This window comes from Virgibacillus sp. FSP13, from assembly GCF_054048505.1.
Map to the genome: position 1 here is coordinate 1 of NZ_JBSVKG010000013.1, position 26,682 is coordinate 26,682.

General features: G+C 37.8%; 28 protein-coding genes. 24 read left to right on the forward strand and 4 right to left on the reverse strand.

Going from position 1 to position 26,682, the window contains the following annotated elements; genetic code table 11:
- Positions 1-152 precede the first annotated feature (152 nt).
- Entirely contained in the window at positions 153-2,180 is a 2,028-nt protein-coding gene (locus ACW2QC_RS12050; protein ID WP_457544225.1) for a penicillin-binding transpeptidase domain-containing protein, read from the reverse strand.
- A gap of 115 nt (positions 2,181-2,295) precedes the next feature.
- The gene (locus ACW2QC_RS12055; RefSeq protein WP_457544226.1) at positions 2,296-3,240 is read right to left on the reverse strand and encodes an LCP family glycopolymer transferase; all 945 of its coding nucleotides are present in this window, start codon (positions 3,238-3,240) and stop codon (positions 2,296-2,298) included.
- An 839-nt stretch (positions 3,241-4,079) separates the two neighbouring features.
- On the opposite strand from ACW2QC_RS12055, the gene ACW2QC_RS12060 reads away from it, so the two are divergent.
- The 3 genes from ACW2QC_RS12060 to nagE all read left to right on the forward strand — a co-directional run bounded on the left by ACW2QC_RS12060 (position 4,080) and on the right by nagE (position 7,322).
- A complete protein-coding gene (locus ACW2QC_RS12060) occupies positions 4,080-4,202 on the forward strand; it encodes an anti-repressor SinI family protein (protein ID WP_106496653.1) in 123 nt (40 codons plus the stop codon).
- Positions 4,203-4,296: 94 nt separating this feature from the next.
- Positions 4,297-4,626, forward strand: coding sequence for a helix-turn-helix domain-containing protein (locus tag ACW2QC_RS12065; RefSeq protein WP_457544227.1), 330 nt, complete (start codon positions 4,297-4,299; stop codon positions 4,624-4,626).
- Between the two features lie 758 nt (positions 4,627-5,384).
- Positions 5,385-7,322, forward strand: coding sequence for an N-acetylglucosamine-specific PTS transporter subunit IIBC (gene nagE / locus ACW2QC_RS12070; protein ID WP_457544228.1), 1,938 nt, complete (start codon positions 5,385-5,387; stop codon positions 7,320-7,322).
- 65 nt (positions 7,323-7,387) lie between these two features.
- Here the strand turns inward: nagE and ACW2QC_RS12075 are convergent, their stop codons facing one another.
- Complete coding sequence (locus ACW2QC_RS12075) at positions 7,388-8,116, reverse strand: GntR family transcriptional regulator (protein ID WP_457544229.1); 729 nt, start codon at positions 8,114-8,116, stop codon at positions 7,388-7,390.
- A gap of 145 nt (positions 8,117-8,261) precedes the next feature.
- Here ACW2QC_RS12075 and nagA point away from each other — a divergent pair, with 145 nt between their 5' ends.
- Both nagA and nagB read left to right on the forward strand, forming a co-directional pair.
- Positions 8,262-9,440, forward strand: a complete 1,179-nt coding sequence (nagA, locus tag ACW2QC_RS12080) for an N-acetylglucosamine-6-phosphate deacetylase (RefSeq protein ID WP_457544230.1) — start codon at positions 8,262-8,264, stop codon at positions 9,438-9,440.
- 3 nt (positions 9,441-9,443) lie between these two features.
- Positions 9,444-10,169 carry a glucosamine-6-phosphate deaminase gene (nagB, locus tag ACW2QC_RS12085; RefSeq protein WP_457544231.1) on the forward strand — a complete coding sequence of 242 codons (726 nt, stop codon included), beginning with the start codon at positions 9,444-9,446 and terminating at the stop codon, positions 10,167-10,169.
- Between the two features lie 67 nt (positions 10,170-10,236).
- On the opposite strand, the gene ACW2QC_RS12090 is transcribed toward nagB, so the two are convergent.
- On the reverse strand, positions 10,237-10,884 hold the full coding sequence (locus ACW2QC_RS12090) for a YigZ family protein (protein ID WP_457544232.1): 648 nt from the start codon (positions 10,882-10,884) through the stop codon (positions 10,237-10,239).
- A gap of 140 nt (positions 10,885-11,024) precedes the next feature.
- Between ACW2QC_RS12090 and ACW2QC_RS12095 the strand changes: the two genes are divergently transcribed.
- The 19 genes from ACW2QC_RS12095 to secA all read left to right on the forward strand — a co-directional run bounded on the left by ACW2QC_RS12095 (position 11,025) and on the right by secA (position 26,638).
- Complete coding sequence (locus ACW2QC_RS12095; RefSeq protein ID WP_457544233.1) at positions 11,025-12,164, forward strand: sensor histidine kinase; 1,140 nt, start codon at positions 11,025-11,027, stop codon at positions 12,162-12,164.
- Between the two features lie 163 nt (positions 12,165-12,327).
- A complete protein-coding gene (locus ACW2QC_RS12100; RefSeq protein ID WP_457544234.1) occupies positions 12,328-13,020 on the forward strand; it encodes a response regulator in 693 nt (230 codons plus the stop codon).
- A gap of 226 nt (positions 13,021-13,246) precedes the next feature.
- Positions 13,247-14,089, forward strand: coding sequence for a DegV family protein (locus ACW2QC_RS12105; protein ID WP_457544235.1), 843 nt, complete (start codon positions 13,247-13,249; stop codon positions 14,087-14,089).
- An 80-nt stretch (positions 14,090-14,169) separates the two neighbouring features.
- The gene (locus ACW2QC_RS12110; protein WP_457544236.1) at positions 14,170-15,573 is read left to right on the forward strand and encodes a DEAD/DEAH box helicase; all 1,404 of its coding nucleotides are present in this window, start codon (positions 14,170-14,172) and stop codon (positions 15,571-15,573) included.
- Positions 15,574-16,257, forward strand: coding sequence for a ComF family protein (locus ACW2QC_RS12115; RefSeq protein ID WP_457544237.1), 684 nt, complete (start codon positions 15,574-15,576; stop codon positions 16,255-16,257).
- Positions 16,258-16,311: 54 nt separating this feature from the next.
- The gene (locus tag ACW2QC_RS12120; protein WP_457544306.1) at positions 16,312-16,740 is read left to right on the forward strand and encodes a TIGR03826 family flagellar region protein; all 429 of its coding nucleotides are present in this window, start codon (positions 16,312-16,314) and stop codon (positions 16,738-16,740) included.
- 97 nt (positions 16,741-16,837) lie between these two features.
- Positions 16,838-17,104 carry a flagellar biosynthesis anti-sigma factor FlgM gene (gene flgM / locus ACW2QC_RS12125; protein WP_457544238.1) on the forward strand — a complete coding sequence of 89 codons (267 nt, stop codon included), beginning with the start codon at positions 16,838-16,840 and terminating at the stop codon, positions 17,102-17,104.
- Between the two features lie 13 nt (positions 17,105-17,117).
- The gene (locus ACW2QC_RS12130) at positions 17,118-17,612 is read left to right on the forward strand and encodes a flagellar protein FlgN (RefSeq protein WP_457544239.1); all 495 of its coding nucleotides are present in this window, start codon (positions 17,118-17,120) and stop codon (positions 17,610-17,612) included.
- Between the two features lie 29 nt (positions 17,613-17,641).
- Complete coding sequence (gene flgK / locus ACW2QC_RS12135; RefSeq protein WP_457544240.1) at positions 17,642-19,177, forward strand: flagellar hook-associated protein FlgK; 1,536 nt, start codon at positions 17,642-17,644, stop codon at positions 19,175-19,177.
- Between the two features lie 10 nt (positions 19,178-19,187).
- Complete coding sequence (gene flgL, locus ACW2QC_RS12140; protein WP_457544241.1) at positions 19,188-20,081, forward strand: flagellar hook-associated protein FlgL; 894 nt, start codon at positions 19,188-19,190, stop codon at positions 20,079-20,081.
- A gap of 100 nt (positions 20,082-20,181) precedes the next feature.
- Positions 20,182-20,751 (forward strand): DUF6470 family protein, encoded by a 570-nt coding sequence (locus ACW2QC_RS12145; RefSeq protein ID WP_457544242.1) that lies wholly within the window; start codon positions 20,182-20,184, stop codon positions 20,749-20,751.
- A 30-nt stretch (positions 20,752-20,781) separates the two neighbouring features.
- A complete protein-coding gene (fliW, locus tag ACW2QC_RS12150) occupies positions 20,782-21,261 on the forward strand; it encodes a flagellar assembly protein FliW (RefSeq protein WP_457544243.1) in 480 nt (159 codons plus the stop codon).
- Positions 21,233-21,460 (forward strand): carbon storage regulator CsrA, encoded by a 228-nt coding sequence (gene csrA / locus ACW2QC_RS12155; RefSeq protein ID WP_457544244.1) that lies wholly within the window; start codon positions 21,233-21,235, stop codon positions 21,458-21,460. The genes fliW and csrA overlap by 29 nt, the downstream gene beginning before the upstream one ends.
- A gap of 82 nt (positions 21,461-21,542) precedes the next feature.
- On the forward strand, positions 21,543-21,920 hold the full coding sequence (gene flaG / locus ACW2QC_RS12160) for a flagellar protein FlaG (protein WP_457544245.1): 378 nt from the start codon (positions 21,543-21,545) through the stop codon (positions 21,918-21,920).
- 16 nt (positions 21,921-21,936) lie between these two features.
- Complete coding sequence (gene fliS, locus ACW2QC_RS12165; protein ID WP_457544246.1) at positions 21,937-22,338, forward strand: flagellar export chaperone FliS; 402 nt, start codon at positions 21,937-21,939, stop codon at positions 22,336-22,338.
- On the forward strand, positions 22,338-22,691 hold the full coding sequence (locus tag ACW2QC_RS12170) for a flagellar protein FliT (RefSeq protein ID WP_457544247.1): 354 nt from the start codon (positions 22,338-22,340) through the stop codon (positions 22,689-22,691). The genes fliS and ACW2QC_RS12170 overlap by 1 nt, the downstream gene beginning before the upstream one ends.
- Positions 22,692-22,881: 190 nt before the next feature.
- Entirely contained in the window at positions 22,882-23,439 is a 558-nt protein-coding gene (gene hpf / locus ACW2QC_RS12175) for a ribosome hibernation-promoting factor, HPF/YfiA family (protein WP_457544248.1), read from the forward strand.
- Positions 23,440-23,724: 285 nt separating this feature from the next.
- Positions 23,725-23,889, forward strand: coding sequence for a hypothetical protein (locus tag ACW2QC_RS12180; RefSeq protein ID WP_457544249.1), 165 nt, complete (start codon positions 23,725-23,727; stop codon positions 23,887-23,889).
- Positions 23,890-24,127: 238 nt separating this feature from the next.
- The gene (gene secA, locus ACW2QC_RS12185) at positions 24,128-26,638 is read left to right on the forward strand and encodes a preprotein translocase subunit SecA (protein ID WP_457544250.1); all 2,511 of its coding nucleotides are present in this window, start codon (positions 24,128-24,130) and stop codon (positions 26,636-26,638) included.
- The last annotated feature ends 44 nt before the right edge of the window (positions 26,639-26,682 follow it).

Consider the following 26,682-nt stretch of genomic DNA (forward strand, 5'->3'; position numbering starts at 1 on the left):
AACATCGGCGCGAGAGCCAAAACATCGGCGCGAGAGCCAAAACATCAGCGCGAGAGCCAAAACATCGGCGCGAGAACCGAGAACCAGTCACGCTGCCCCGAATAAAAAAGCTCCCAAGACAATCAACTGTCTTGAGAGCAATTTTCCACAAACTATTTATGAAAGTCCTTCATGATATCTGTTACTTTGTCAACTGCAAAACTGCTTCCACCTTTGTCCTCTGTATGCTCAATCATCATCGCAATTAGGATATCCTGTTCATCAGTTGGATAACCGACGAACCAGCCATTTTCTTGGCCAGATTTTTCATCCGCAGTTTTTTTCAGTTCAGCTGTTCCTGTTTTACCGGATATGGCAAAGTCAGCGTTTCTAGCCCCTTTTGCTGTACCTTTTGGTGAGTCAACAACTTTTCGTAACGCATCTTGAATGACATCTGCTTGTTCACTTGTGATAAGATCCTTTTGCCATACTTGACCAGTTTCTTCATCCGCTAGTAGTACGGGTTTCAACATGTTTCCATCGTTTAAGAATGATGTGTATGCCATGGCAAGGTGGAGTGGACTGACTTGTATTTGTCCTTGACCATAGCTTGAATCTGCTAATTGAACTTCATTATCAAATTTTCCGCTTGATGAAATAGTAGACTTTTCAAGTGGATAGTCAAATGGTATAGCCTCACCGAAACCATATTGTTTCAAGCCTTTCGCATAAGCCTCGGCACCCATGTCAACTGCTTTCATTGCAAAATAAATATTATCGGAGCGGATTAGTGCATCCGTAACGTCAACGGGACCATTTGAGCTTGATACACGATGAACTTTATAGTCGCCCCAGCCTTCTCCATTACTCCAATCAAGTCCATTGATTTCAATTCCTTCACCTGGGACAATACTGCCATTGTTCAGACCAACTGCTGCTGTGATTGGCTTCATCACAGATCCTGGTGCAAATGTTGCCGAAAAGCGATTAATCAATGGTCGCTGCGGATCGTCTTGCATTTTATTCCATGCGGTTTGATTAACGCCGAAAAGTAATTCGTTTGGATCGAATGCTGGACTACTAACAAGTGCCAATGTTTCACCTGTTTTAGGGTCGACTGCAGCTGTTGTTCCGGCTTCTCCATCATAGGATGCATAAATTTTCTCCTGTAGGTCAACATCAATTGTCGTTTGCACATTTTCGCCGTCTTGAACTTCTTTTTCGGCTAGGGTTACATCATCCTCGCCTTCTTTGGAAACGGTGATGGTCACGCCTTGTTCTCCTTTTAATTTCGCTTCATAAAGTTGTTCCAAGCCACGTTTTCCGATCATGTCGTTTGCGCTATACTCACCAGGTTCTTGTTCCTCTAATTCCTCGGCGGTTATTTTCCCGATGTAGCCGACTAGATGTGCTGCTGCTTCACCGGAGGGATATACACGTCCTGTTACTTCACGGCCCATAATAGGATCTAATTCCCACAATTGATTAAGAACATTTTCTTTGGATTTCGGTATTTTTTTAAGTGGTACAAATAAGTCCGGTTCAACCCAGTCCGCATTTAAATCTTTATCCATTTCATCAACGGACATTCCTAATAAATCGGCAATTTTCTTTTTCATTGCATCGGAATTATTGCCCAATTTTTCAGGAATAACCCCAATCTCATAAGCGATATCATTGATGGCTAATGGCATTTTGTTACGGTCTAATATTTCCCCACGCTTAGGTGCTACTGTATCAATACCAATTTTTCCGCCATCTTTAATCGCTGGAAAAATGAAACCTGGATTCCACTGAACATACCAATTTTCTTTATCGTCTTCGCCTTCTTTTACGAGCGTTGCTTTATAGTCAAAAGAAATAGGACCAGCAATTGATTGCATCTTTACGGTGATTGGAAATGTAGCTTTTCCTTTATCCATTGCACTTTCCAGTTTTTTTTCGCTTAGTTTCTTATAGGATACCTTTAAATCTGATATTCCAAGGTCTTGATAAATCTTTTTATATCGATCAACAAATTTCTCGGTTGGATATTTCTCAGCCGATTTGTTGGAAATCATGTCATACATTTCGCTGAATTTCTGATCATTCCAATGCTTCACATATGTATCGAAACGATCTTGTGGTGTCGCTTCATCATCCGAACATGCAGCGAGAATGAGGAATAACAATATGGATAAAAGTGTAACTATTTTTTTCATGTGAAACCCCCTCAATCAAACAATTTCTACTCTTATCATAACATTTTCTCCGCGTTCGAACATGTATAAAGAATAGAAAAGTCATTCTGGAAATTTTTGTAGAATGACTTTGTTGTTATTGCTTTACGTCCATGTGGTTTTGAATTTCTGTTGTGATGCGATCAAATTCCTCTTCGGTCACCATATAATACCATTTATCAAGTCTTTTACCTGTTCCAGTAATTTCAATCGTTTTAATTTGTTTGCGGGTTCCTCGGTAATCACGAAATAGTGCCTGTAACTGGTCCATATTAAGGCTGGTTTTTACATTGTTTCCAAGAATACCTAAAATGTCACCGACCTTCGTAATGCTGGAAAAACTAGCGGCTTCATTCATCGCCGCCGTAATAACGCTGCGTTGTCGTTCATTACGCCCCAAATCACCACGGGGATCATCTTTGCGCATCCGAATATATTTTAGTGCTTTTTCACCGTTCAGATGAATATCACCGGTAGAAAATGTTGCACCACCTTGGGAAAATGCTTGGTCATTTATAACATTTACACCATCTAATGCGTCAATCCCCTGTTTAAATCCTTCCATATTCACCTTTGTGTAATAATGAACTGGGATATCAAAAGCCTCTTCCACTGTCTTAATAGATAATTCCACATCGCCAAATGCATAAGCATGATTAATTTTATCCATTCCGTGTCCAGGGATGTTAACGTATGTGTCACGTGGAATACTGAGCATTAATAGCGAATCTGTCTTCGGGTTTAATGACAGAAGAATCATCGTATCTGATCGTCCTTTGTCATTTTTTCGCTCATCTACCCCAAGAAGTAGAATATTTACGGATTTGGTATGGCTAAAAATGGATTCTAATTCCCTCTGTCGATCCGGATCTTCATCACGAGAGAGTGGGTCATGCATAACTGCTACCGTATCCCCAACTTTGTCAAACAAATAAAAAAGGTATCCACCAATAAGTACAATGATCATAATAAGAATGCCACCAATCCAAAACGGCCATTTTCTTTTTTTCTTCATTTTTTTCTTTTTTAGTCTTGATTCCACAAGTATTCTCCTCTTGTTTAATAATCTTAGTTAAATTATAATGAATTATTTGAAATTAGTCTATGTAGAGGTTCAAAACTCAACAAATGATAAGCGGCGAATCTCTTCGTTGGCAATAAAGGAGCTTCTACAAAACCCGCCCACGTCTTGCGCAAGTCCGGTCCTCAAGACTATGCCGCCTCGACCTTCAACGCACAGGACGTGACGTACTTAGTCGACCTCGTTTCTATTTAGCAAATTTTTGAACACGCACTTATAGTTCGTTTGTATTCCTTCCTTTTGGGTAAGTATTATTTACTATATGTTCATTATAAAGCACCTAATGTTCTTTTTAAAGTTAGATAAATCAAGAAAACGGGAGATATTCTGCGATAATGAACGACAAGTGGATAATAATTACGAATTTTATTTGTTTTTCAAGGTTTCAAAAGTCGATAGTTTGTCCTATACTTATGTTGTTGGTTCTTTATAAAGAACAAAATATGCTGTTTAACGTTTCTTGTATTAACAGATATAGTATATGGTTGGCTACACATAGGGAAATAGACAAGCAACAAAAAAATTTGTATTGTTAGCATATATGCCATATTCTAGACATAAAGTAAAAAAGCTTGGTTAATCTAATTTTGGTTCATGGGTAATTAGTTCTAATTTTTACAAAACTAGTATCATTCTGACAAAACAAGACAACCAAAAGACATGCCAATTGTAGTATAGTAGTCTTATAACAAATTGGACCTATCAGGGTAGAGTGACCTATTGGAAGGCACAGATGTTCAACGAAACGTCTGAGGTTCGGGTTCTTCGGGTTACGTGGAAACTAAATGGGGGACGAGAAAATGATAAAAACAGGTAACAAGACTGGCCTTGATAAAGAGTGGGTTAACCTAATTAAAGAAGCGAAAACTATTGGCCTTACTGTTGATGAAGTTCGATTGTTTTTAAAAGATAATCAAAAATAATAAACAGAGAAAAATTTTTTTGAGGAAATTGTGCTTTATATAGAACCAATATCTTTCTTGTGGTATAATCATCACAGAAAGAGGGTGTGTGGGCTTGATCGGTGAAAAAATAAAAAAATTACGCCAGGATAAAAAGATGTCTATTTCCGAATTAGCAGAAAAAGCGGGTGTAGCCAAATCCTATTTAAGTTCAATTGAACGTAACCTTCAAACAAATCCATCCATCCAATTTGTTGAGAAGATTGGTGCGGTGTTAGGTGTATCTGCTAATGATTTGATTCGTGATGATCAGAGTGTGGCAGAGGACCAACTAGATGATGAGTGGTTGAAAATTGTACAAGAAGCAATGGAATCTGGAGTATCCAAAGAGCAGTTTAAAGAGTATCTCGAATTTAATAAGTGGAGAAATAAACACGGAGAATAGAGATTTTAAATCATAACATTGCTTGAGGGATGTTTTTTCAATCAGGGAAAATATGGAAATTTAAAGGTTCAAGAATAAAAAACATTCGGTATTTAAAACGATAAATGATATGAGTACCTGTTATCTTAATCACCCGGCTTCATCGTTGCATATGCTGGAGTAGATGATTTTCACTAGTTTACTTTGATTTGTTCACCACTACATGGTGATTTTGAAGGCGTTCGCATTTTCTGTCCAATATAAATTAGAAAAGACGATCAAAAACGAGTTGATGATAACGAATCGTGTTAATAGTCGGCAATCTGCGACAAATTTTGACAGTATTTTTTATGCTGCTGTCCTGTTGTACGATTTGTTTTGTTGTTATAAACTGAATTTTTATAAAAAACAACATAGTATCACAAAAATACGGCTATGATGACGTGATAAATACCGAGAATTTCTAAAAGGCGGGAATATATTGTGGTAGAGCAAGAGCAATATAAAATGATGCTGAAAAAGATGATTGATCAAACTGAGAATTTTAAGATTCAATCATCCGAAGAGCTGATTCAGGCATTGGTTAAGGAGTAACAAGAAGTAATTTCGTTCCTGAAAGTAGTCTCGTGAACTCAAATGTGAAATAAGAACAAAAACAACATTTTCTCTTTAGTTGAGAAAATGTTGTTTTTTAGATTATCCTGTATAGACAACTATATATATGGATAATATAATTCGAATAGAAAGCTTCAGTTATTGGGATGGAAGGAGTGTTAAACTTGTTAGGTTATTTGCAAAGGCTTGGAAAATCGTTAATGCTTCCGATTGCCATGTTACCGGCTGCGGCACTGCTTGTTCGGTTTGGTGCGGATGATTTATTGGATATACCATTTATCACTGCGGCTGGTAATGGAATTATAAATAATTTAGGACTAATTTTTGCAATCGGAATCGCGATTGGCTTTTCACGTGATGGAAGCGGTGCAGCAGCATTGTCAGGTGCTGTTGGATATCTAGTTTTAGAAGGTGGCTACAAAGCGATAAATAGTGATCTTGATTTAGGCGTATTTGCCGGGATTATTGCTGGTATTGTCGCTGGACATTTATACAATAAATTTCATGACATTCAGCTACCAGAGTTTTTGGCCTTTTTCGGCGGAAAACGATTTGTTCCGATTATCACCTCTATTTTAATGGTTATCATTTCTGGTCTGGTTGGCCTTCTTTGGGGTCCGGTACAGAACGGAATTGATGCGTTAGGTAACTGGTTTATTAGTTCTGGCGCAGTTGGTGTTGGTGCTTACGGTCTCTTTAACCGTTTATTAATCCCGATTGGACTACACCATGTGATTAATACATTTATTTGGTTTGATTTTGGATCATTTACAGATGCAGCTGGACAAGTTTGGCATGGAGAAATCAATCGTTTCCTAAACGGTGACCCATCTGCAGGGTTCTTTATGGCTGGGTTCTTCCCAATCATGATGTTTGGTTTACCAGGTGCATGTCTTGCGATGTATGTGACAGCGAAAAAGCATCGTAAAGCAGCAGTTGGTGGATTTTTAGGTAGTATTGCTCTTACAGCATTTTTAACTGGTATTACAGAACCAATTGAGTATTCTTTCATGTTTTTATCACCATTATTATATGCTGTACATGCTGTCTTAACCGGATTATCGATGATGGTAGCTTTCTGGTTCGGCATAAAAGATGGTTTTGGTTTCTCAGCAGGTTTAATTGACTATTTAATTAACTTAGGTATAGCGACAAAACCATTCTTGCTCTTATTGCAAGGTATTGTATTCGGCGCGATATACTTCGTTGTCTTTACCTTCCTCATTAAGAAGCTTGATTTGAAAACACCGGGACGTGAGGATGAAGATGAGGACCATGTCGAAGAAAACGAACGGGTTGGTTTACCGAAGAAAGGCACAGGTACGAAAGACTATGAAGGAAAAGCTTACTATTATTTACATGCATTAGGTGGCCCAGACAATATTGATACACTAGATTACTGTGCAACACGCTTGCGTTTACAAATAAATGATATGAGTAAAATTGATGAAAAAGCATTAAAACATCAAGGCGCTCATGGTGTAATGAAAATCAATAAGAAGAATCTGCAAGTTGTCGTTGGTACAACAGTAGAATTTCTAGCAACCGCAATGCGTAAGCGTATGGACAATAACAATATGCAACCTCCAGCAGAAGCTGATGCACCAACAGAAGCGCAGCCGGAAGAAACTACTTCAGCAAAATTATCTGGCGATGACTTTGTGATGCCTGTTAAGGGTACAATCATGCCAATCACTGAAGTTCCGGATCAAGTATTTTCGCAAAAAATGATGGGAGACGGAATTGCGATTGACCCAGAAGATGGAACGTTCGTCTCGCCTGTTGATGGGGAAATTCTCAATGTCTTTCCAACGAAACATGCAGTGGGAATCCGCTCTGAACAAGGACATGAAATTTTAGTTCATATTGGTTTAGATACTGTGAAACTTGAAGGAAAAGGCTTTGATGTTTATGTGAAAGAGGGAGATACGGTGAAAAAAGGTGATATCTTAGTAAAAGCCGATTTAGCTTATATTAAAGAAAATACACCATCCGTGATTTCACCAATTGTGTTTACAAACCTAGGAGAAAATGACACCATTAAAATTACCGAGCAAGGTACCATCAATGCTGGAAGTAAAAATGTAATTGAAGTAGAATAATGGAAAAACAAAAGCTAGTTCTAACTATGGGCACTAGCTTTTGTTATAGTGAAAACCCTTATTGCTTATCGCTTCATCTGCAATTTAAATTTATATTTATCCGCGCGATAGGCCGATTTTACGTATTCGAGCGGGGAATTCTTGTCGTCATTCAAATAGGATGTCCGTTGCATAAGCAGGATTGGGTCGCCATTCGTCAAGTTTAGGTGCTCTATTTCGAAATCATTGGCAATAACTGACTCAATTATTTGATCTCCATGTCGAATCGTAAATTGTAGTTTTTCCTCAATGAATTGGTAAAATGAAGATGCAAAATCACTTTCGTGTATATCCCCAACAATTTTTTTAGGGGTGTAAATTGTTTCTAAAGCCATTGGTTCGTCGTTTGCCAGGCGTATTCGTTTCACCTCATAAACGGGATCCGTTATATCCAAATTCAGTAATGTAGCAACTTCCTCTGTTGCTTCTATTAATTGAAAACTGATTAATTTGTTGGCAGGAGTTAACCCACGCGAACGCATATCCTCACTAAAGCTTGTTAATCCTTGTAAATCCTGTTCGAACTTTTTCTCGGCAATAAATGTACCTTTTCCTTTGCGGCGATATAATAATCCTTCAGCGGCAAGATTATTAATCGCCTGTCTTACTGTCATTCTGCTAATATCATATTTTTCGGCATATTCCCGTTCAGAAGGTAACAATTCACCTGGGAGTAGTTGTTCTGTATGAATTAATCTCCTTATTTCCTTTTCCAGTTGATAGTAGATTGGTAATGGAGAGTTTTTGTCGATCATGCGAATCCCCCTTTCAAGCCTAGCCTATTTTACATGTAATTTTAGCAAATAAAAAAAATCCTGTATACACCTATATAAATGTATAGACAACTATATATATGATATAATGTAGGAATTAGCTTTGAAATAGGAGGATGGAACGAATATGGCTAGTCAGAAGTCACTATATATTAAAAATGCACGAATTTTCACGGAAACAAACGTAATTTCTAATGGGTCATTATTAATAGAAAACGGCCAAATTAAGGGAATTTATCCAGATGATCAGCAGCCCGTACAAATGGCCGAAGAAGTGGAAATAATCGATGCAAAAAATCAAAATGTCATCCCAGGATTTATTGATGGGCATATTCACGGTGCAGATAGTGCTGATGTAATGGACGCTACGGAAGAGGCACTCGACACAATGGCGAAAGCATTGCCAAAAGAGGGAACAACAAGTTTCTTGGCGACAACCATTACCCAAGCTCCGGAAAATATTGATAATGCTTTAGCGAATGTAGCAAACTATCAAAATAAACCTGGACAGGCAGATGTTATCGGAGTTCATTTGGAAGGTCCATTTATAGAAAAAAGCAAAGCAGGTGCCCAACCACTTGAATATATTATGGAACCAAGCATCGAGCAGTTTCAAAAATGGCAGAAGCTTTCTGGGAATACAATTAAAACCATAACATTAGCACCTGAACATGATACGGATGGTTCGTTTATTTCCTATTTGCATAAGTCGGGTGTGAACGTTTCTGCTGGCCATACCGGTACTGGGTTCGAAGGTATTAAAAAAGCAGTTTCCTATGGGGTAAGACAGGTGACACATTTGTGCAATGCCATGACAGGGATTCATCACCGTGATATTGGTGTTGTTGGTGCTGCATTACAGTTGGAGGAAATACGTGCGGAATTAATTGCTGACGGTATTCATGTTTCACTAGAAATGTTGCAATTAATATATGATAATATGGGGAGCGAACGGTTAATTTTAATTACAGACGCAATGCGGGCGAAATGTTTGCAGGCAGGGAACTATGAACTTGGTGGTCAGCCTGTAATCGTAACGGACGATCGTGCCGTGTTAGAAGATGGGACATTAGCTGGCAGTATTTTAAAAATGCACCAAGGCGCTCAGAACATGTTGCAATTAACCAATTTAACACTGGAAAATGTGATTGAAATGACATCCGTTAATCCCGCTAAGCAGCTTCATATATTTGATCAAAAAGGGAGCATTGCCATGGGGAAAGATGCCGATGTATTAATTGTTGATGATGCATTATCAATTCAATTAACAATTTGCCGTGGAATGGTGGCATATAAGGGGGAATAATCAATGGAAATTATTAGAGTAAACGATTATCAGAAGATGAGTGAAAAAGCATGTGCCCTTTTAATGGAGGTAATCAAAACAAAGAAGAATCCTGTACTTGGTTTGGCAACAGGATCTACACCTGAAGGATTGTACCAGCAGTTAATCGAACAGCACAGCAATGGGGAACTATCATTTAAAAATACAACGACTTTTAATCTTGATGAATATGTTGGTCTAGCGAAAAACGATCCAAATAGCTATTATTATTACATGCATGAGAAACTGTTTAAACATATTGATATTCCAACAGATCAAGCAAATTTGCCAAGTGGGGTCGGTAACGATTTAGAAAAAGGGTGTCAGGATTACGAGCTAAAGATAAGCCAAGCAGGCAATGTTGATATTCAAGTGCTGGGAATCGGGTTAAATGGTCATATCGGTTTTAATGAGCCAGGGACTCCATTCTCCAGCAGAACGCACATTGTTGATCTAGATGAATCAACTCGGGAAGCAAATGCACGCTTTTTTAATTCGATTGACGATGTGCCAACGAGAGCAATTACAATGGGGATTAACTCGATTATGGAGAGTAAGCAAATTGTCCTGCTTGTATCTGGAGAGAAAAAGAAAGATGCTGTTGCCCGACTAGTAAATGGTGAGGTTTCGGAAAGTTTTCCAGCATCGATTTTACAAAAACATGAGAATGTTGTTTTGATTGCTGATGATGCTGCACTTAAGAACATGTAATACGGAATGATGATAAATGACTGTGCTATATTCCAATCTTGTTAGTAAATGGAATATAGCACATGGATTATTCCCCACTTTTTTCTACATCTATTTCAACATATTTCAAGTCTGTATCAGTAATTGTTGCTTGATCACTTGTTAATTCAACGATCCATTCCTTAAACGATTGTTCTTCACCCTTTTTCACATAAACAATTAGTTCTACTTTTTCCAAATAATGAATGGTTGATAAAAGATGCTGGGAATTGCGTATTTCATTCTCAAGCTTGCCTAACATGGTATAATCTATAGTAATAGAAATTCCTTGTATTAATTGACGTCTAACAATACCAGTTGTTTGGATGGCTTGTGATGTTGTGCTGCCATACGCGCGAATTAAGCCTCCTGCACCAAGTTTAATACCGCCAAAGTAACGGGTAACAACAACGGTCGTATCTTTTAGGTTTTGCTTTTTCAAAACTTCTAGTATTGGTACACCTGCCGTGCCACTTGGTTCACCATCGTCAATTGCTTTTTGAATTTGATCATGTTCACCGATGAGATAGGCTGAACAATTGTGTGTGGCATCATGATGTTTTTTCTTAATCGCTTGGATAAAGTCAAGTGCCGCTTCTTCGGTTTCCGTACGTTTCACATGACCAATAAAGCGCGATTTTTGAATAATAATCTGGTCTGATCCTTCGTTTTTTACGGTATAATAGTTAGATAACATGTTACAATTAACCTCCTAGGCAAATAACAGTAAAGTCTATAGGAATGATGGAATATAAAAAGGGATAAACTTTCCAAAATGACCCTATTAAAAAAAGAATAACTTGCGAATTATTATAGCATAGGTTGGTGGTTAGAACGATGGTACGTAAAACTTCAGAAAAAGCGTTAGATACTGTAATAGACGAAATGATCGATGTTGTCGAGAATAGCAAGGATGAAATTTTTAATATAAGTGAAGCAGCCCGTAGTGATTATGAAGAACTACAAAGGGAATTAACGGAAACCAAGGAAAAAGTACTAAAACATATCGATGATGGAGATAAGCTTCAACAAAAGGTACGGTTTTCCAGACAGCGTTTATCTGAAGTTAGTAAATACTTCGACCGGTATTCAGAAGATGAAATACGAGAAGTTTATGAGCGCACCCATAAAATGCAAACCGAATTGGCGATACTGCGTCAGGAAGAGAAATTATTACGTGAAAAGCGCGATGATCTGCAAAGAAGATTAATTTCGTTAGACCAGACAATTGAGCGTGCAGAAGGACTTGCAGGGAAGATAACCGTCATCCTCACTTATCTAAATGATGATTTTAAACAGGTAAATGAAATGATTGAAGAAGCAAAAGAGAAACAGGAATTCGGACTAAAAATTATTGAAGCGCAGGAAGAAGAGCGAAGAAAGATATCAAGGGAAATTCATGATGGACCCGCACAAATGTTAGCAAATATATTACTGCGATCAGAATTGGTTGATCGGACTTTTCGTGAAGGATCGGTTGAGAATGCCTTAAAGGAAGTTAAAAGTGTGCGGGAAATGATTCGTTCATCATTGTATGAAGTTCGCCGAATCATCTATGATCTCCGCCCGATGGCATTGGATGATTTAGGGCTTGTACCAACTCTGAAAAAATATTTATCAACAATTGAAGACTATCATTCTACTAAAATAGAATTTCTATCAATGGGAAGTGAAAAACGATTAAATCAAAAGTATGAGATTGCTATTTTTCGCTTAGTGCAGGAGGCCGTTCAAAACGCCACAAAACATGCAGAGGCGACATTGATAAAAGTAAAAGTTGAAATGAATAAAAAACATGTCATTGTCGTTATCAAAGATAATGGTAAAGGTTTTGATACGTCTATGAAACGAGATAAATCATTTGGTTTGATCGGCATGCGCGAACGAGTAGAAATGCTAGAAGGTACCATGACGATTGATTCGGTCATTGGCAATGGGACAACTATACTCATAAGTGTTCCGTACACGATGGAGTGACAAATAGACTATACATCAAGTCCAAAAATTCGTGACGAAAGACATATATAAAGTCACTATCAATATACCGATATAAAGAGAAGCGATAAATTTACACTTTAGTATGTAATAGGGTATAGATAAATTAAATTTAGCATTAGATGATGTAGGAGGAACAAAAGCTATGAATAAAACTAAACTAACAAAGATTGTGTTAATTGACGACCATAAGCTATTCCGCGAGGGTGTCAAACGTATTTTGGAATTTGAACCATCATTTGATGTTGTTGCAGAAGGTGATGACGGGATTGTTGCTGCGGAGATTGTGAAAGAGCATCAACCTGATGTTGTTTTAATGGACATTAATATGCCGAATATGAATGGTGTACAAGCCACATCGGATTTAGTGAAAAATTTCCCTAACACACATGTGATTATTTTATCTATTCATGATGATGAAAGTTATGTCACACATGCATTAAAAACTGGTGCACAGGGGTATTTGTTGAAGGAAATGGATTCAGATGCATTAATTGAAGCAATTAAAGTCGTTAGTGATGGTGGATCTTATTTGCATCCTAAAGTAACACACAATTTGGTCCAAGAGTATCGCCGTTTGGCACAGGAAAATGTGCTGGGCATCTCCGAATATGGTGTAGAATATCGTAAGCCACTTCATCTACTTACAAAACGTGAATGTGAAGTATTGCAATTACTTGCGGAAGGTAAGAGTAACCGTGCCGTTTCCGAATCCTTGTATATCAGTGAAAAGACGGTGAAAAATCACGTAAGTAATATTTTACAAAAGATGAATGTAAACGATCGTACCCAAGCCGTTGTTTCTGCTATTCGTAAAGGATGGGTGGAAGTTTTATAGCATAAATTGTTCTTCCATAGCTTTGTTACAAATGTACCCTGCTGCCATATGGTAGCTGGGTACTTTTTTCTGGACGTGAATGCATGATTACGGTTGGGATATCGTATTATTTTATTAATGCAATTTCTATTTGCTTCATGTAAAATGATATTAAATAAGTACGCCATGTAGATTGGATTCATTTATATTATATTTTGGAAAAACTTGCAGAGGAGAAGGTTCGTAAATGAAGATTGCTGTAATGACAGATAGCACGGCATATATACCTGCTGAAACAAGGGAAAAACTTGGTATTCATATGGTCCCGCTTAGTGTTGTATTCGGTGATACATCCTATCAGGAGGAAGTCGACATAACGACGGAGGAATTTTATCAAAAAGTTAGACAAGCAGAGGAACTACCAAAAACCTCTCAGCCATCCATTGGATACATTACAAATAAATTGAACGAGCTTGCTGCTGATTATGATGCTGTTATTTCCATCCATTTATCCAGTGGTATTAGTGGTACACTTCAAGCGGTTGCCAGTGCTGGGGACATGGTAGATGGAATCAAAGTTTACCCGTATGATTCAGAGTTAAGCTGTATGGCGCAGGGATTTTATGTATTAGAAGCAGTCGAGATGGTTAAGGCTGGTCACACACCAGAAGCAATCATTGATCGGTTTGATGAAATGAAACAAAGCATGCGCGCCTATTTTATGGTTAATGATTTGAAAAATTTACAGCGTGGCGGCCGCTTGAATAGTGCACAAGCTATTGTTGGTAGCTTGTTGCAGGTGAAGCCGATTCTTCATTTTGTTGATAAAGTAATTGTTCCATTTGAAAAAATTCGGACACGCAAAAAGGCGTTAAATCGAATTATCGGAATGGTGGAAGATGATATCAACAAAGGGAAAAATCTTAGGGTTGTTATTATCCACGCAAATTGTGAGCAAGCAGCGATTGAATTACAGAAAGAAATCGATGATAAATCCCCAACCCTAGATAGTTCCATCAGTTATTTTGGACCAGTTATCGGCACACATTTAGGAGAAGGAGCATTAGGTGTTGCCTGGTATGCAAAATAGAGATTATGAATAGAACTACCAGCCATAGCCTCGGCTGGTGGTTATGTTTTTCCCCATTATACCTTAGGAGTGTGATTCAATTGAATAGTACAGTAGCGCTTCAAGATTACTCGAAACGTTTTTCTGGGAAACTATTATTACGAAGCGAAATACCGCTGGAAGATGAAGCCTTTCAACAGCTTGTTATAGCTGAACATTTTACCTCACTTTCTTCAATTACCAAAACATTTTATCAGCAACAGTGCAATCGCTGTGGAAACAAACAAGCATCATTATTTGCTAAGATTCCTTGTCAGTCTTGTCACAAAGTCCATCTGTATTGTCGGAAATGCATTGAGATGGGCCGTGTGATGGAATGTGAGTCCCTTTATCAATGGACTGGACCACAACCTGAATGGACTGCTCATGAGGACCCGTGTTTTTGGGATGGGCAGCTTACTGATGTTCAACAACTTGCGGCTGAGCGAATTGTAACAGCGATTGAAAATAGGGAGTCGGAATTACTTGTATGGGCAGTGTGTGGAGCAGGTAAAACCGAAATGCTTTTTTCGGGAATTACGAAATCACTTCAACTGGGCCAGCGTATTTGTTTAGCAACCCCAAGGGCAGATGTTGTCCGTGAGCTTCTCCCCCGCATTAAGCAAGCTTTTTCGCATATTTCGATCCAGGGGTTGTATGGCGGGAGTGAAGAAAAAGTTGGTAATGCACAGTTTATCCTTGCCACAACCCATCAGTTACTTCGGTTTAAGGAAGCCTTTGACGTTCTGATCATTGATGAGGTTGATGCATTCCCATTTCATGCTGATGCTTCACTCCCTTTTGCAGCCAATCGGGCAAAAAGAACAAAAGGTACAATGATTTATTTAACGGCAACACCACGAAAAATCCAACGAATGCAAATCGAACGTAAAAAACTTCCACATGTCTTTGTACCAATCCGATTTCACGGCCATCCATTACCTATCCCTATCTTGAAATTGAGTCTTAACCTAAAAAAGGATTTAGCCAACACTACCCCACCTAAGACGTTCCTAAAATGGGCGAAAAGTCGAATCAATTCAACACGTCAATTATTATTATTTGTTCCAACAATTAACCTAGCTGAAAAATTAAAAAAGGACTTAACAAAGCGGTTACTTACATTAGGAGTGCTAGAAAAAGTTGCGGATATCACCTTTGTACACGCATCAGATCCAGACCGCGAGAAGAAAGTGCAATTATTTAGAGAAAAGCAAATTTTTGTACTCGTAACAACAACTATTTTAGAGCGAGGGGTTACGTTTCCTTCCGTTGATGTTGTTGTTTTTGATGCCGGACATGAGGTGTTTGACGAGGCAGCACTAGTGCAAATTGCTGGACGTGCTGGTAGAAGTCCTGATGATCCTACAGGTGAAGTACTATTTCTGCATGATGGGAAAACAGAGGCGATGGTGCAAGCAGTAAGATCAATTCGTAACATGAATAGGCGGGGAGGGTTTCGTTAATTGCATTGTCTATGGTGTGATAAGCAACTGATCCCAGAAATGAGCTGGAGCACGATTTTGTTTTTATCCAAGCAAAAGTATCTTTGTGAAGCATGTGAGTGTAAACTCGAGTTGGTTGAGGGAAAGCGTTGCAGCAAGTGTAGCAGAATTAGTGAAGAGCCTGTCTGCGTCGATTGTTTACGTTGGGAGCAACATAAGTTAGGTTATGATCCTTTGGTAAAAAATTATTCCGTTTTTGTTTATAATGAATCGATTCAAGAAATCATCACAAGATGGAAATATCGTGGTGACTATTGTTTAGGCGATATTTTCAAGGTGAATTTTTATCAAGCCTTTAAACAGCATTTTAATTTCCTGCCTAAGGGAACAGTGACAGTCCCAATACCATTAAGCGCGGAAAGGTTGAAGGAGCGCGGTTTTAACCAAGCAAAGATGTTAGCCGACTTTTTACCTCTTCCATGTCAAGAAATCATTACACGCATTGATGGGGAAAAACAATCAAAGAAAACGAGGAAAGAGCGGATATTTTCAAAAAATCCATTTACACTCACCAAAAACATTAACAAACCAGTCCTTCTGGTCGATGATATATATACAACAGGTACTACTTTACGACATGCAGCAGCATTGTTGAAAGAGGGTGGCTGTCCACAAATTTATGCTTATACATTGATTCGTGGATAGCGGAGTTAAAGTAGCTATATGTTATAATGGAGTAAAAAATTTGGGGGATTCATGATGGCTGAATTAGCAAATTGCTCACGTTGTAGTGCAGTTTTCGTTAAAAATATTCGTGACATATGTCAAGATTGCTACAAAGAGGAAGAAGCAGCATTTCAAATGGTATATAGTTTTTTACGTAAAAGAGAAAATAGGGAAGCAACATTGACGGAAATTGTTGATGCAACGGGAATTGAAGAGAATTTAATTATCAAATTTATCAAGGAAAAGCGATTACGGACATCCCAATTTCCAAAACTCGCCTATCCGTGTGAACGATGTGGAAAAAATATAACGTCAGGTAAATTGTGTGAGGCCTGTTCACAGGAAATTTTGCAAGACTTGGAAGAGCAGGAAAAACTGGAACAGCGACAATTAGCCAGAGAAGAAGCAGAAGCGAAGAAAAATATTTATTACAGCATAGACAATCGAAATAAAAATCAATAAAACATACCTTTACTTTTACAAAAATATGCCGATAATAAAAACAGGAAATGATCGCAAAGGACGGAACATGTAATGAAAGGTAGGGTGATTTTTTTAAATGAAAATCAACGGTCCGAATCAAACGAATTTTAACCCGTACAAAAATCACATACAAAAGCAACAAGAATATAAAAAAGACTCCACTAAATTAGATCAATTGGAAATCTCAAATCAAGCAAAAAAACTGCAGGAAAATAGTCAGCCAAGTGCTGAACGTTCCAAGTATGTTCAAGACATTAAGAAGGCAGTTGAATCCGGAGATTACCAGGTGAATTCTGAAAAAACCGCCCAAAAAATGATTGCATTTTGGTCGAAGCACCGATAAGGAGGACGTCACTTTGTCCGTTCAACAAATTATAGAAACGCTTGATAAATTAACGAAACTTCATCAATCACTCCTCGCAATTTCGCAGGAGAAGACCGACGTTATTAAACAAGGTTCGATTGATGAATTGCAACCGTTGCTGATTAAAGAGCGTCAGCATGTACAAGCATTGGAACAACTTGAAAAAGTACGCCAGCAAGTAGTCGAAAGCTGGTTTAAAGATAACCAAATAGGTGATGAAACGGTAACGATAACGAACATGCTTGAGCACATTGAAGATCAGGACATTTGCGCTCGATTAATTCAAACAACAACCGTTTTAACGGAAACAATGACTAGTTTAAAAAGGCAAGAACAACTGAATCATGCATTAATTCAACAGTCGATGAAGTTTGTTGAATTGTCTTTAGACATGATGAGTCCATCATTAAAGAATATGAATTACGGCAAAGATCAAAACCAGAATACAGAAGCGGCTAAACGAACTGTATTTGATTCAAAGGCGTAATTTTGTGAAGAGAGAGGAGAAACCCGCAAATGAGTACGTTCCATGGTTTAGAAATGGCCAAACAGGCGCTATTTGCACAACAATCAGCATTATATACAACAGGTCATAATATCTCGAATGCAAACACGGAAGGCTATTCAAGACAACGTGTGAATTTTGAAACATTGACCCCATACCCAAGTGCATCAAGAAATCGGCCACAAATTGCTGGTCAATTAGGTACTGGTGTGGAAGCGGGAACGGTACAACGAATCCGCAATCAGTATCTAGATTATCAATTTCGTTCGGAAAACAGTAAAGCAGGCTATTGGGATACAAAGGCAGATGCACTTAGCCGAATGGAAGAACTAATGAACGAGCCATCTGATAGTGGTCTATCGAAAACAATGGATCAGTTTTGGCAATCATTGCAAGATCTTTCTGTGAATCCAGAGAACTCTGGTGCACGATCAGTAGTTGCCCAACGAGGACTTGCAGTTGCAGAAACATTTAACTATTTATCCGATTCATTAAATTCAATTCGGTCCGATTTAAAAAATCAAATTGATGTAACGGTAAAGGATGCAAACTCGTTAATTAAACAAGTTGACGGACTTAATAAGCAAATTAAAAATATTGAAATCAATGGCTATTTACCAAATGATTTATATGATGAGCGTGACCGCTTGATCGATGAATTATCAGGGATCGTTAATATTAAAGTAAGCTATGAAAAAAGTAGTGATAGTTCACTAGATATTGCTGATGGATTGGCCACGATTGAAGTGGTGGATAACGAGGGGAAATCGTTTGATGATCCTATTAAATTGGTGAATGGAGATCCTAATGAGGGATTGACGTTTAATGAGCTTTCAGTGGATTACTCAAATAACGCTGTGGATTCTGTAACCGTAGACGGGAAAGATTTATCAATATTGAATTCAAACGGATCTCTTAAAGGCTTTATAGAGTCTTATGGTTATGTTTCTAAAGATGAGAATGGTGATTCAATTACAAAAGGTGAATATCCTAATATGCTTTCAGAATTAAATGATATGGCTCGGAAATTTGCTAATAAATTTAATGAGGTTCATAGTGATGGTTATGACTTGGAAGGTATAGAAGGGGAAGATTTCTTTAAAATTAAATCGGGTGAAGATGCTGCTGAAGGAATTACAGTTGAGGATGCTATCTTGAAAGATCCTGACTTGATAGCTGCAGCTTCGGCACAGGATGGTGAAGACCCGGCCTCTGGCAACGGTGATAACGCCTCAGCATTAGCTGATGTATTTGACACACCAATAGAAGATTTAGGTGACAACACATCTGTAAATAGTTTTTACGAATCACTCATCGGTGACTTAGGTGTTCGGGCGCAGGAGGCAAATCGTATGACGAATAACACAGGCATTCTCCGTTCCCAAGTGGAAAACCAGCGAATGTCGGTCACTTCGGTATCGCTTGACGAAGAAATGTCTAATATGATCAAGTTTCAGCATGCATATAGTGCGGCAGCAAGAAGCATGACAGCAGTTGATGAGATGATTGATCGGATTATTAATAATATGGGACTAGTAGGAAGGTAGGTGATTTAATATGCGGATAACTCAAGGTATGCTATCAAACAATATGCTGAATAATTTATCGAAAAGCTATGATAGTTTGAATACATACTTTAATCAGCTTAACACCGGTAAAAAGATTACCAAACCATCAGATGATCCAGTAATTGCGATGAAAGGAATTAATTACCGCTCACAAGTGTCGGAAGTTGAACAATATTTACGAAATACGAATGAAGTACACACATGGATGGATAATTCTGATGCGGCTCTTGATAAAGCGACAAAAGCATTACAAAGAATGCGTGAATTAGCAGTACAGGCTAGTAATGATACATATGATGCTGAACAACGTAAAAATGTTAAAGAAGAAGTTGAACAGTTAAAAGAGCATCTTATTGATATCGCGAATACGAATGTGAATGGGAAATACATTTTTAACGGTACAAAAACGGACACTAAACCTGTTGAGAGTGATGGTACAATTACGATCCCTACTAACTCAGATCCTGTAACTATCGAGGTAGCGAATGGGACTAAATTGAAGGCAAATGTTGATGCAGAAAGTGTTTTTTCTGGTGATCCTAATACTGCAGATGATCTATTTGGAGATATTGACACATTCATTAAAGCACTTGAAGATGACGACCAAGCTGCTATCGAACAAAGCCTTGATACCATCGACAAAAACATTGATAATGTCATCAATGCACGAGCAGATTTAGGTGCGCGTATGAATCGATTAGATTTAGTAGAAAATCGTTTGGGTGATCAAGAAATTTCGGCAAAACGAATGATGTCGGAAAACGAGGATATCGATTATGAAAAAGTAATTACCCAATTAATTACGCAACAAAGTGTCCATCGCGCTGCATTATCAACTGGGTCCAAAATTATTCAGCCGTCATTAGTAGATTTTCTCCGCTAATCAATTCAGCCCTGATCACGCCTCGATACGGTGTTCAGGGCTTTTACTTACAAAAAAATTTTTCGAAATGCAGCTTTTAATTAGGATAGGAGGCAGGTACATGCAGTTACCGCAAATACGACTTCAATCCCAAATGGCAAAAATTCAGATTCAGCAAACTCCGGCAAGACAGGAAATTCGGCAACCTAAAGCAGACCTATCGATTGAACAGCCCAAAGCAGACTTAACGGTGAAAACGAAACCAGCTAAGCTTAATATAGACCAGACACAGGCATGGGAAGACATGAATCGCATGCATGTTTCGAAACTGATTAAAAAGTTTGCGAATGAGGGCCATCAGGCTTTGCTTGAGGGAATTGGGAGACGCGCTGAACAAGGTGCACAACTGATGAAGATTGAAAATAAAGGGAACCCGATTCCACAGCAGGCAATTGCCAATGCGTTTGATGGGATGAAAACGCTTGGTATAAAATTTATTCCTTCCCATTTTTCGGTTCACTTGGATTTTCAGCCTGCAGAAGTGGATATTAATGTAAAACCGAATAAGCCGATCATTGATGCTAAGATAAATAAACCGATCCACCAATATGAACGTGGATCAGTGAATATTAACATGAAACAGTATCAAAACTTAGATATTGATTTTGTGCATCTATTTCCAGAGTCGTAGGGAGTTTATAAAAAAAGGAAGGTTTTAGCGATGAAATTAAATACAAAATACGTTGGACAAATAAACGTTGAGGACAAAAGAAGAATCACCTTTCGTACGGGGTTACCTGGTTTCGATGAGCAAACAGAATTTGTTTTATTAGATTTCCCTGGAAACCCAGTTTTTCAGTTTTTGCAATCTGTGACAACTGAAAATCTCGCTTTTATCGTCACAAATCCGTACCATTTTTATCAAGAATACGCATTTGATTTAGATGATACAATCTTGGATAATTTGCAAATTGAATCGGAACAAGATGTTGCTGTTCTATCGATTGTCACCTTAAAAAATCCATTTAACACGAGCACATTAAATTTGAAGGCACCTGTAATTGTTAACCTAGCAAAGCAACTTGGGAAGCAATATATTATAACGACAGATGAGTACCCATCAAAAGCACCAATTTTCCCATCTGAATCCTTTAAACGAAAGGAGAATCATCATGCTCGTATTAACCAGGAAACGAAATGAAGCTATTCAAATTGGGGATGATATTGAAATTAATGTGTTGGAAATTGATGGTGACCAAATTAAATTAGGGATTGCTGCTCCAAAGTCTGTTGAAATCCATCGGAAAGAAGTCTATTTAGATATTCAAAAACAAAATGATGAAGCAGCTAATATACCATTTGATTTGCTACATCTGTTAACGGATGAAGACAATACATAAAATGTCATAAATAGTTGTGAACCCACTTAAACATTTCTCTTTTTTAGCCGATATAAAAAGAAAATGAGGAGTTGCATGGGCAATGAGGTTAGAAAATGTATCGATCGGATCCCACCCCTTGCATGATAGAAATAACAACGAGCAAATGACAACTGCAAAGGATCGATCTATTAGTCAGCTAATGGAACCTGCACAGGAGCAGAGAAATGCATTGCATAATAGCAAAGAAAAAACGAATAAGGAAGACGTAAAAAGCGTTCTTTCAAAGTTAAATGATTTTATGGAGCCACTTCGAACGAATTTAAAATTTGAATACCATGAAAAACTGGACGAGTATTATGTCACGATTGTAAATCCAAAAACAGATGAAGTAATTAAAGAAATCCCACCGAAAAAAATGCTGGATATGTATGCAGCAATGGCTGAATTTATGGGATTGTTAGTGGATGAGAAGATTTAATAAGGGGTGTTTGCAAATGGCAGCTAACAAACAATATCAAACCTACCAAAATAATTCGGTTAACACAGCATCAAGTGGTGAGTTAACCTTAATGCTTTACAATGGGTGTATTAAATTCATCAAACAAGCGATGAAAGATATGGACGGAAAAAATTATGAATCTAAAAATACGAACATACAGAAAGCACAAAATATTATTCAAGAATTAATGATAACATTAGATCCAAAAATTGAAATTTCCAATCAGCTTTTACCATTATATGAATACATGCAGTTCCAACTTAAGGAAGGAAATATAAAAAATGATGTGAGCCTGCTTGAAGAAGTTCTAGGCTTTGTAACTGAATTTCGTGACACATGGAAAGAAGTTATTTTAAAAACCCGCCAAAAACAATTTACGCAAGGGGCAAGTGTTTGATGAATCGCCTGGAGCCACTTTTTCAAGTTACATTAGAGTTGGAAGAAATACTTAGTCGAGATATCTCGGCTAAGAATCGTGAAGCAATTATTGGCGATGTCAATCGGTTAATAGAAAAAAGAGGGGATCTTCTACAAGAACTTACACCTCCATTCACAGATGAAGAAAATCAAATTGGCGAAAAGCTTGTTACGATGAACAACACCATACAGCAAAGCATGGCTTCTCTTTTTGCTGATTTAAAACAGGAAATGAAACAAGTTAAAAAACAAAAAAAATCGAATAAGACGTATACAAATCTATATAAAAATGTCCAAACGATTGACGGAATGTTTATGGATAAAAAAGAGTAGAAAACTTCTTTATAAAGAGGTTTTCTATTTTTTTATGAAATAGGTTACTTGCAAGCCCTTATGTAGAACGACTTTACTTACTTTTCGACAAAAATCTTCAACTTTTTTGCAATTATTTATTGGTTTAAGCAGGAATTGGACGGGGTATTGTTGAATAGTAAATACATAAGGATGAAAGGAGGACACTTTTATGAAATATAACATTCGTGGTGAGAATATTGAGGTGACTGGAGCTATACGTGATTATGTGCAAAAGAAAATTAGTAAGCTGGAAAAATACTTTGATACACCGCCAACCTCAGATGTACATGTGAATTTAAGTGTCTATAATGATGAGCAGAAAATTGAGGTTACCATTCCGATGACCAATTTATTACTTCGTGCAGAGGTAGAGCACATTGATTTATATGCTGCCATCGACCTTGTAGTAGACAAACTGGAAAGACAAATACGTAAATATAAAACTAAAGTTAATCGTAAATTTCGGCAAAATGGTTCTCCTAAACATGTATTTGCCGAACTTGAAAAAGAATCAGCTGCAGTTCAATTAGAGGAATCAGATGATGAAGTAGATATTGTGAGAACGAAACGATTTAATTTAAAACCAATGGATTCAGAAGAAGCTGTACTACAAATGGATATGTTAGGACACGCATTTTATGTTTTCACAAATGCTGTGTCAGGTGATACAAATGTTGTTTATCGTCGCAAAGACGGAAGATATGGATTGATTGAACCAAATAGTTAATAGATATAAATGAGAGGGCTGGCACACATGTCAGCCTTCTTTTTATGCTTAATTATCAGCGTTTATACTGCGTTTGTCTAAATTTGTCGAAGAGATTACCAAATTTGGATTTTGGATCAATTGTTTTACCATATTTTCGGTAAATAGACGAAAATCACTGTCGGATCTTGACGTTTTGCTTGAAAAACATGTCGAATTGAAACCCAAAATCGAAAAATGGCAATTGGTCTAAAATATCGTATCCATGGTATAAATAAGATGCAAGAAAGAAAGGAGGAAATACATATGAATGAACAAGACTGCATCGCGTTTGATGCTCTCGTGATAAAAGTGCAGCAACATGAAGAAACGATAACACAATTAATGGAGATTGTTGCTGCAACGAATCGGAAATTAACTGAACTATCGCGAAACCAACATAATATAGATAAAAATTATTCACTCTCATGAATGGATCTCCTCGATTTGCAGCTCCGGGTTTTTATGCCCAGTTTCCGCAGACTTTCCTCAGCGAAGAGCAGTTCCGCCCGGAGCTGCTCTTTACATTTCCAAAAAAGGCATACAGGGAACCCTCACTACACGTTGATCAAATCACAAGCAGTTGTCATACTTGTTTAGATAGTGTTATTATTAAGTGTGGATTATAATTTTTTGTATGTAGTGATTTTTAACTTGAGGAGCGTTTTATATGCCTGGATTATTGAAAAAGATTTTTGGTGATGGAAACCAAAAACAACTCAATCGATATCAAAAAATAGTAGACAAGATAGATGCATTAGAACCGGAATATGAAAAATTAACTGATGACGAATTAAAAGGAAAAACAGAAGCATTTAAAGAACGTTACCAAAACGGCGAAAGTCTTGATGATATGATGGTAGAAGCCTATGCAACAGTCCGGGAGGCTTCTAAGCGGGTACTTGAGATGCGTCCATTCCCAGTCCAGTTAATGGGTGCCATTGCCCTCCACGAAGGTAATATCGCTGAAATGAAAACTGGGGAAGGAAAAACACTTGCTTCGACATTACCCGCCTATTTGAACGCTCTTTCCGGAAAAGGTGTCCATATTATCACAGTAAACGATTATTTAGCTAGTCGTGACGCCGAAGAAATGGGAGAATTGTATGGTTTTCTCGGTTTAACAGTCGGTTTAAATGGCAATGGCTTATCTAAAGAAGAGAAGCGGGATGCGTACTATTGTGATATTACGTACGGTACAAATAATGAGTATGGTTTTGATTACTTACGTGACAATATGGTTCTTTATAAAGAGCAAATGGTTCAGCGCCCACTAAATTTTGCCATCATCGATGAAGTTGACTCGATTTTAATTGATGAAGCAAGAACACCATTAATTATCTCCGGGTCCGCTCAAAAATCTGCAGCCATGTATCAGCAAGCAGACTCGTTTGTAGGCATGCTTAAACATGAAACAGATTATACGTATGATGAAAAAACAAAAGGTGTCCAGTTAACAGAAGAGGGAATCAATAAAGCAGAACGTTATTTTTCGATTGAAAATCTATTTGATCTAAACCATGTTACATTGACACATCATATTAACCAAGCATTGAAAGCTCATGCTTCGATGCATCGTGATACAGATTATGTAGTGCAGGAAGGTGAAGTTGTTATTGTCGACCAGTTTACCGGAAGATTAATGAAAGGGCGACGCTATAGTGACGGACTTCATCAAGCGATTGAAGCAAAAGAAGGCTTACAAATTCAAAATGAGAGCATGACACTAGCATCGATTACCTTCCAGAACTTTTTCCGTATGTATCAAAAACTTTCTGGTATGACTGGTACAGCAAAAACGGAAGAAGAAGAATTTCGTAATATTTACAACATGGATGTTATCGCGATTCCAACAAATAAACCAATTATTCGTGATGACCGCGCAGACATGATTTATAAATCAATGGAAGGCAAGTTTCGTGCTGTAGTTGAGAACATTAAAGAGCGTTATGAAAAAGGACAACCAGTATTAGTAGGTACGGTTGCTGTAGAAACATCTGAACTGATTTCGAAAATGTTGAAAAAAATGGGTGTGAAGCATAATGTTTTGAATGCTAAAAATCACTACAGAGAAGCAGAGATTATCGAAAATGCAGGCCAAAAAGGTGCAGTAACGATTGCGACAAATATGGCTGGGCGTGGAACCGACATTAAGCTTGGGGATGGTGTCGTTGATCTTGGCGGACTTGCGGTAATCGGAACGGAGCGACATGAATCGCGTCGGATTGATAACCAGCTGCGTGGGCGGTCAGGACGTCAAGGTGATCCAGGGTTATCGCAATTTTATTTATCGATGGAAGATGAATTAATGCGTCGATTTGGCTCTGATAACCTACGCTCAATGATGGAAAAGTTAGGGATGGATGATACTCAGCCAATTGAGAGTAAAATGGTTTCGCGAGCCGTTGAATCAGCACAAAAACGTGTCGAGGGAAACAACTTTGACGCACGTAAAACCGTATTGTCTTATGACGATGTCTTACGTCAACAACGCGAAATTATTTATAAACAACGGTTTGATGTAATTGATTCTGAAAACCTACGTGAAATTATTGAAGGCATGATTAAGTCAACTGTAGAACGAGTTGTACACTCTCATACAGCTGATGACATCGATGAAAATTGGGAATTAAATGCGATTGTTGAGTATGCACATGGGAATTTGTTAGATCCTGAAGATATTTCAACGGATGATATACTAGGGAAAGAGCCTGAAGAAATAATTGATTGGATTATGGAAAAAGTTAATGCTAAATATGATGAAAAAGAAGCAGAATTAACTCCAGAACAAATGCGTGAATTTGAGAAGGTTATTTTACTAAGAACAGTTGATACAAAATGGATGGATCATATTGATCAGATGGAACAATTACGTCAAGGTATTCATTTAAGGGCATACGGTCAAAATGATCCATTGCAAGAGTATCAAGCAGAAGGCTACCATATGTTTGAGGAAATGATTGTTGCAATTGAAGAGGAAGTATCTAAATATGTAATGAAAGCACAAATTCGTGAAAACCTGCAGCGTGAGGAAGTCGTGAAGAATACCCAAGCTGTTTCTGGTGGAGAAGAAAATAAGAAGAAAACCCGCAAGCCATATGTGAAGAAGGAAAACATCGGCCGTAATGATCCTTGTCCTTGTGGAAGCGGGAAAAAATATAAAAATTGTCACGGAAAATAACAACAATTATTCCCTTACGAAGAGAAATTCGTAAGGGAATAATA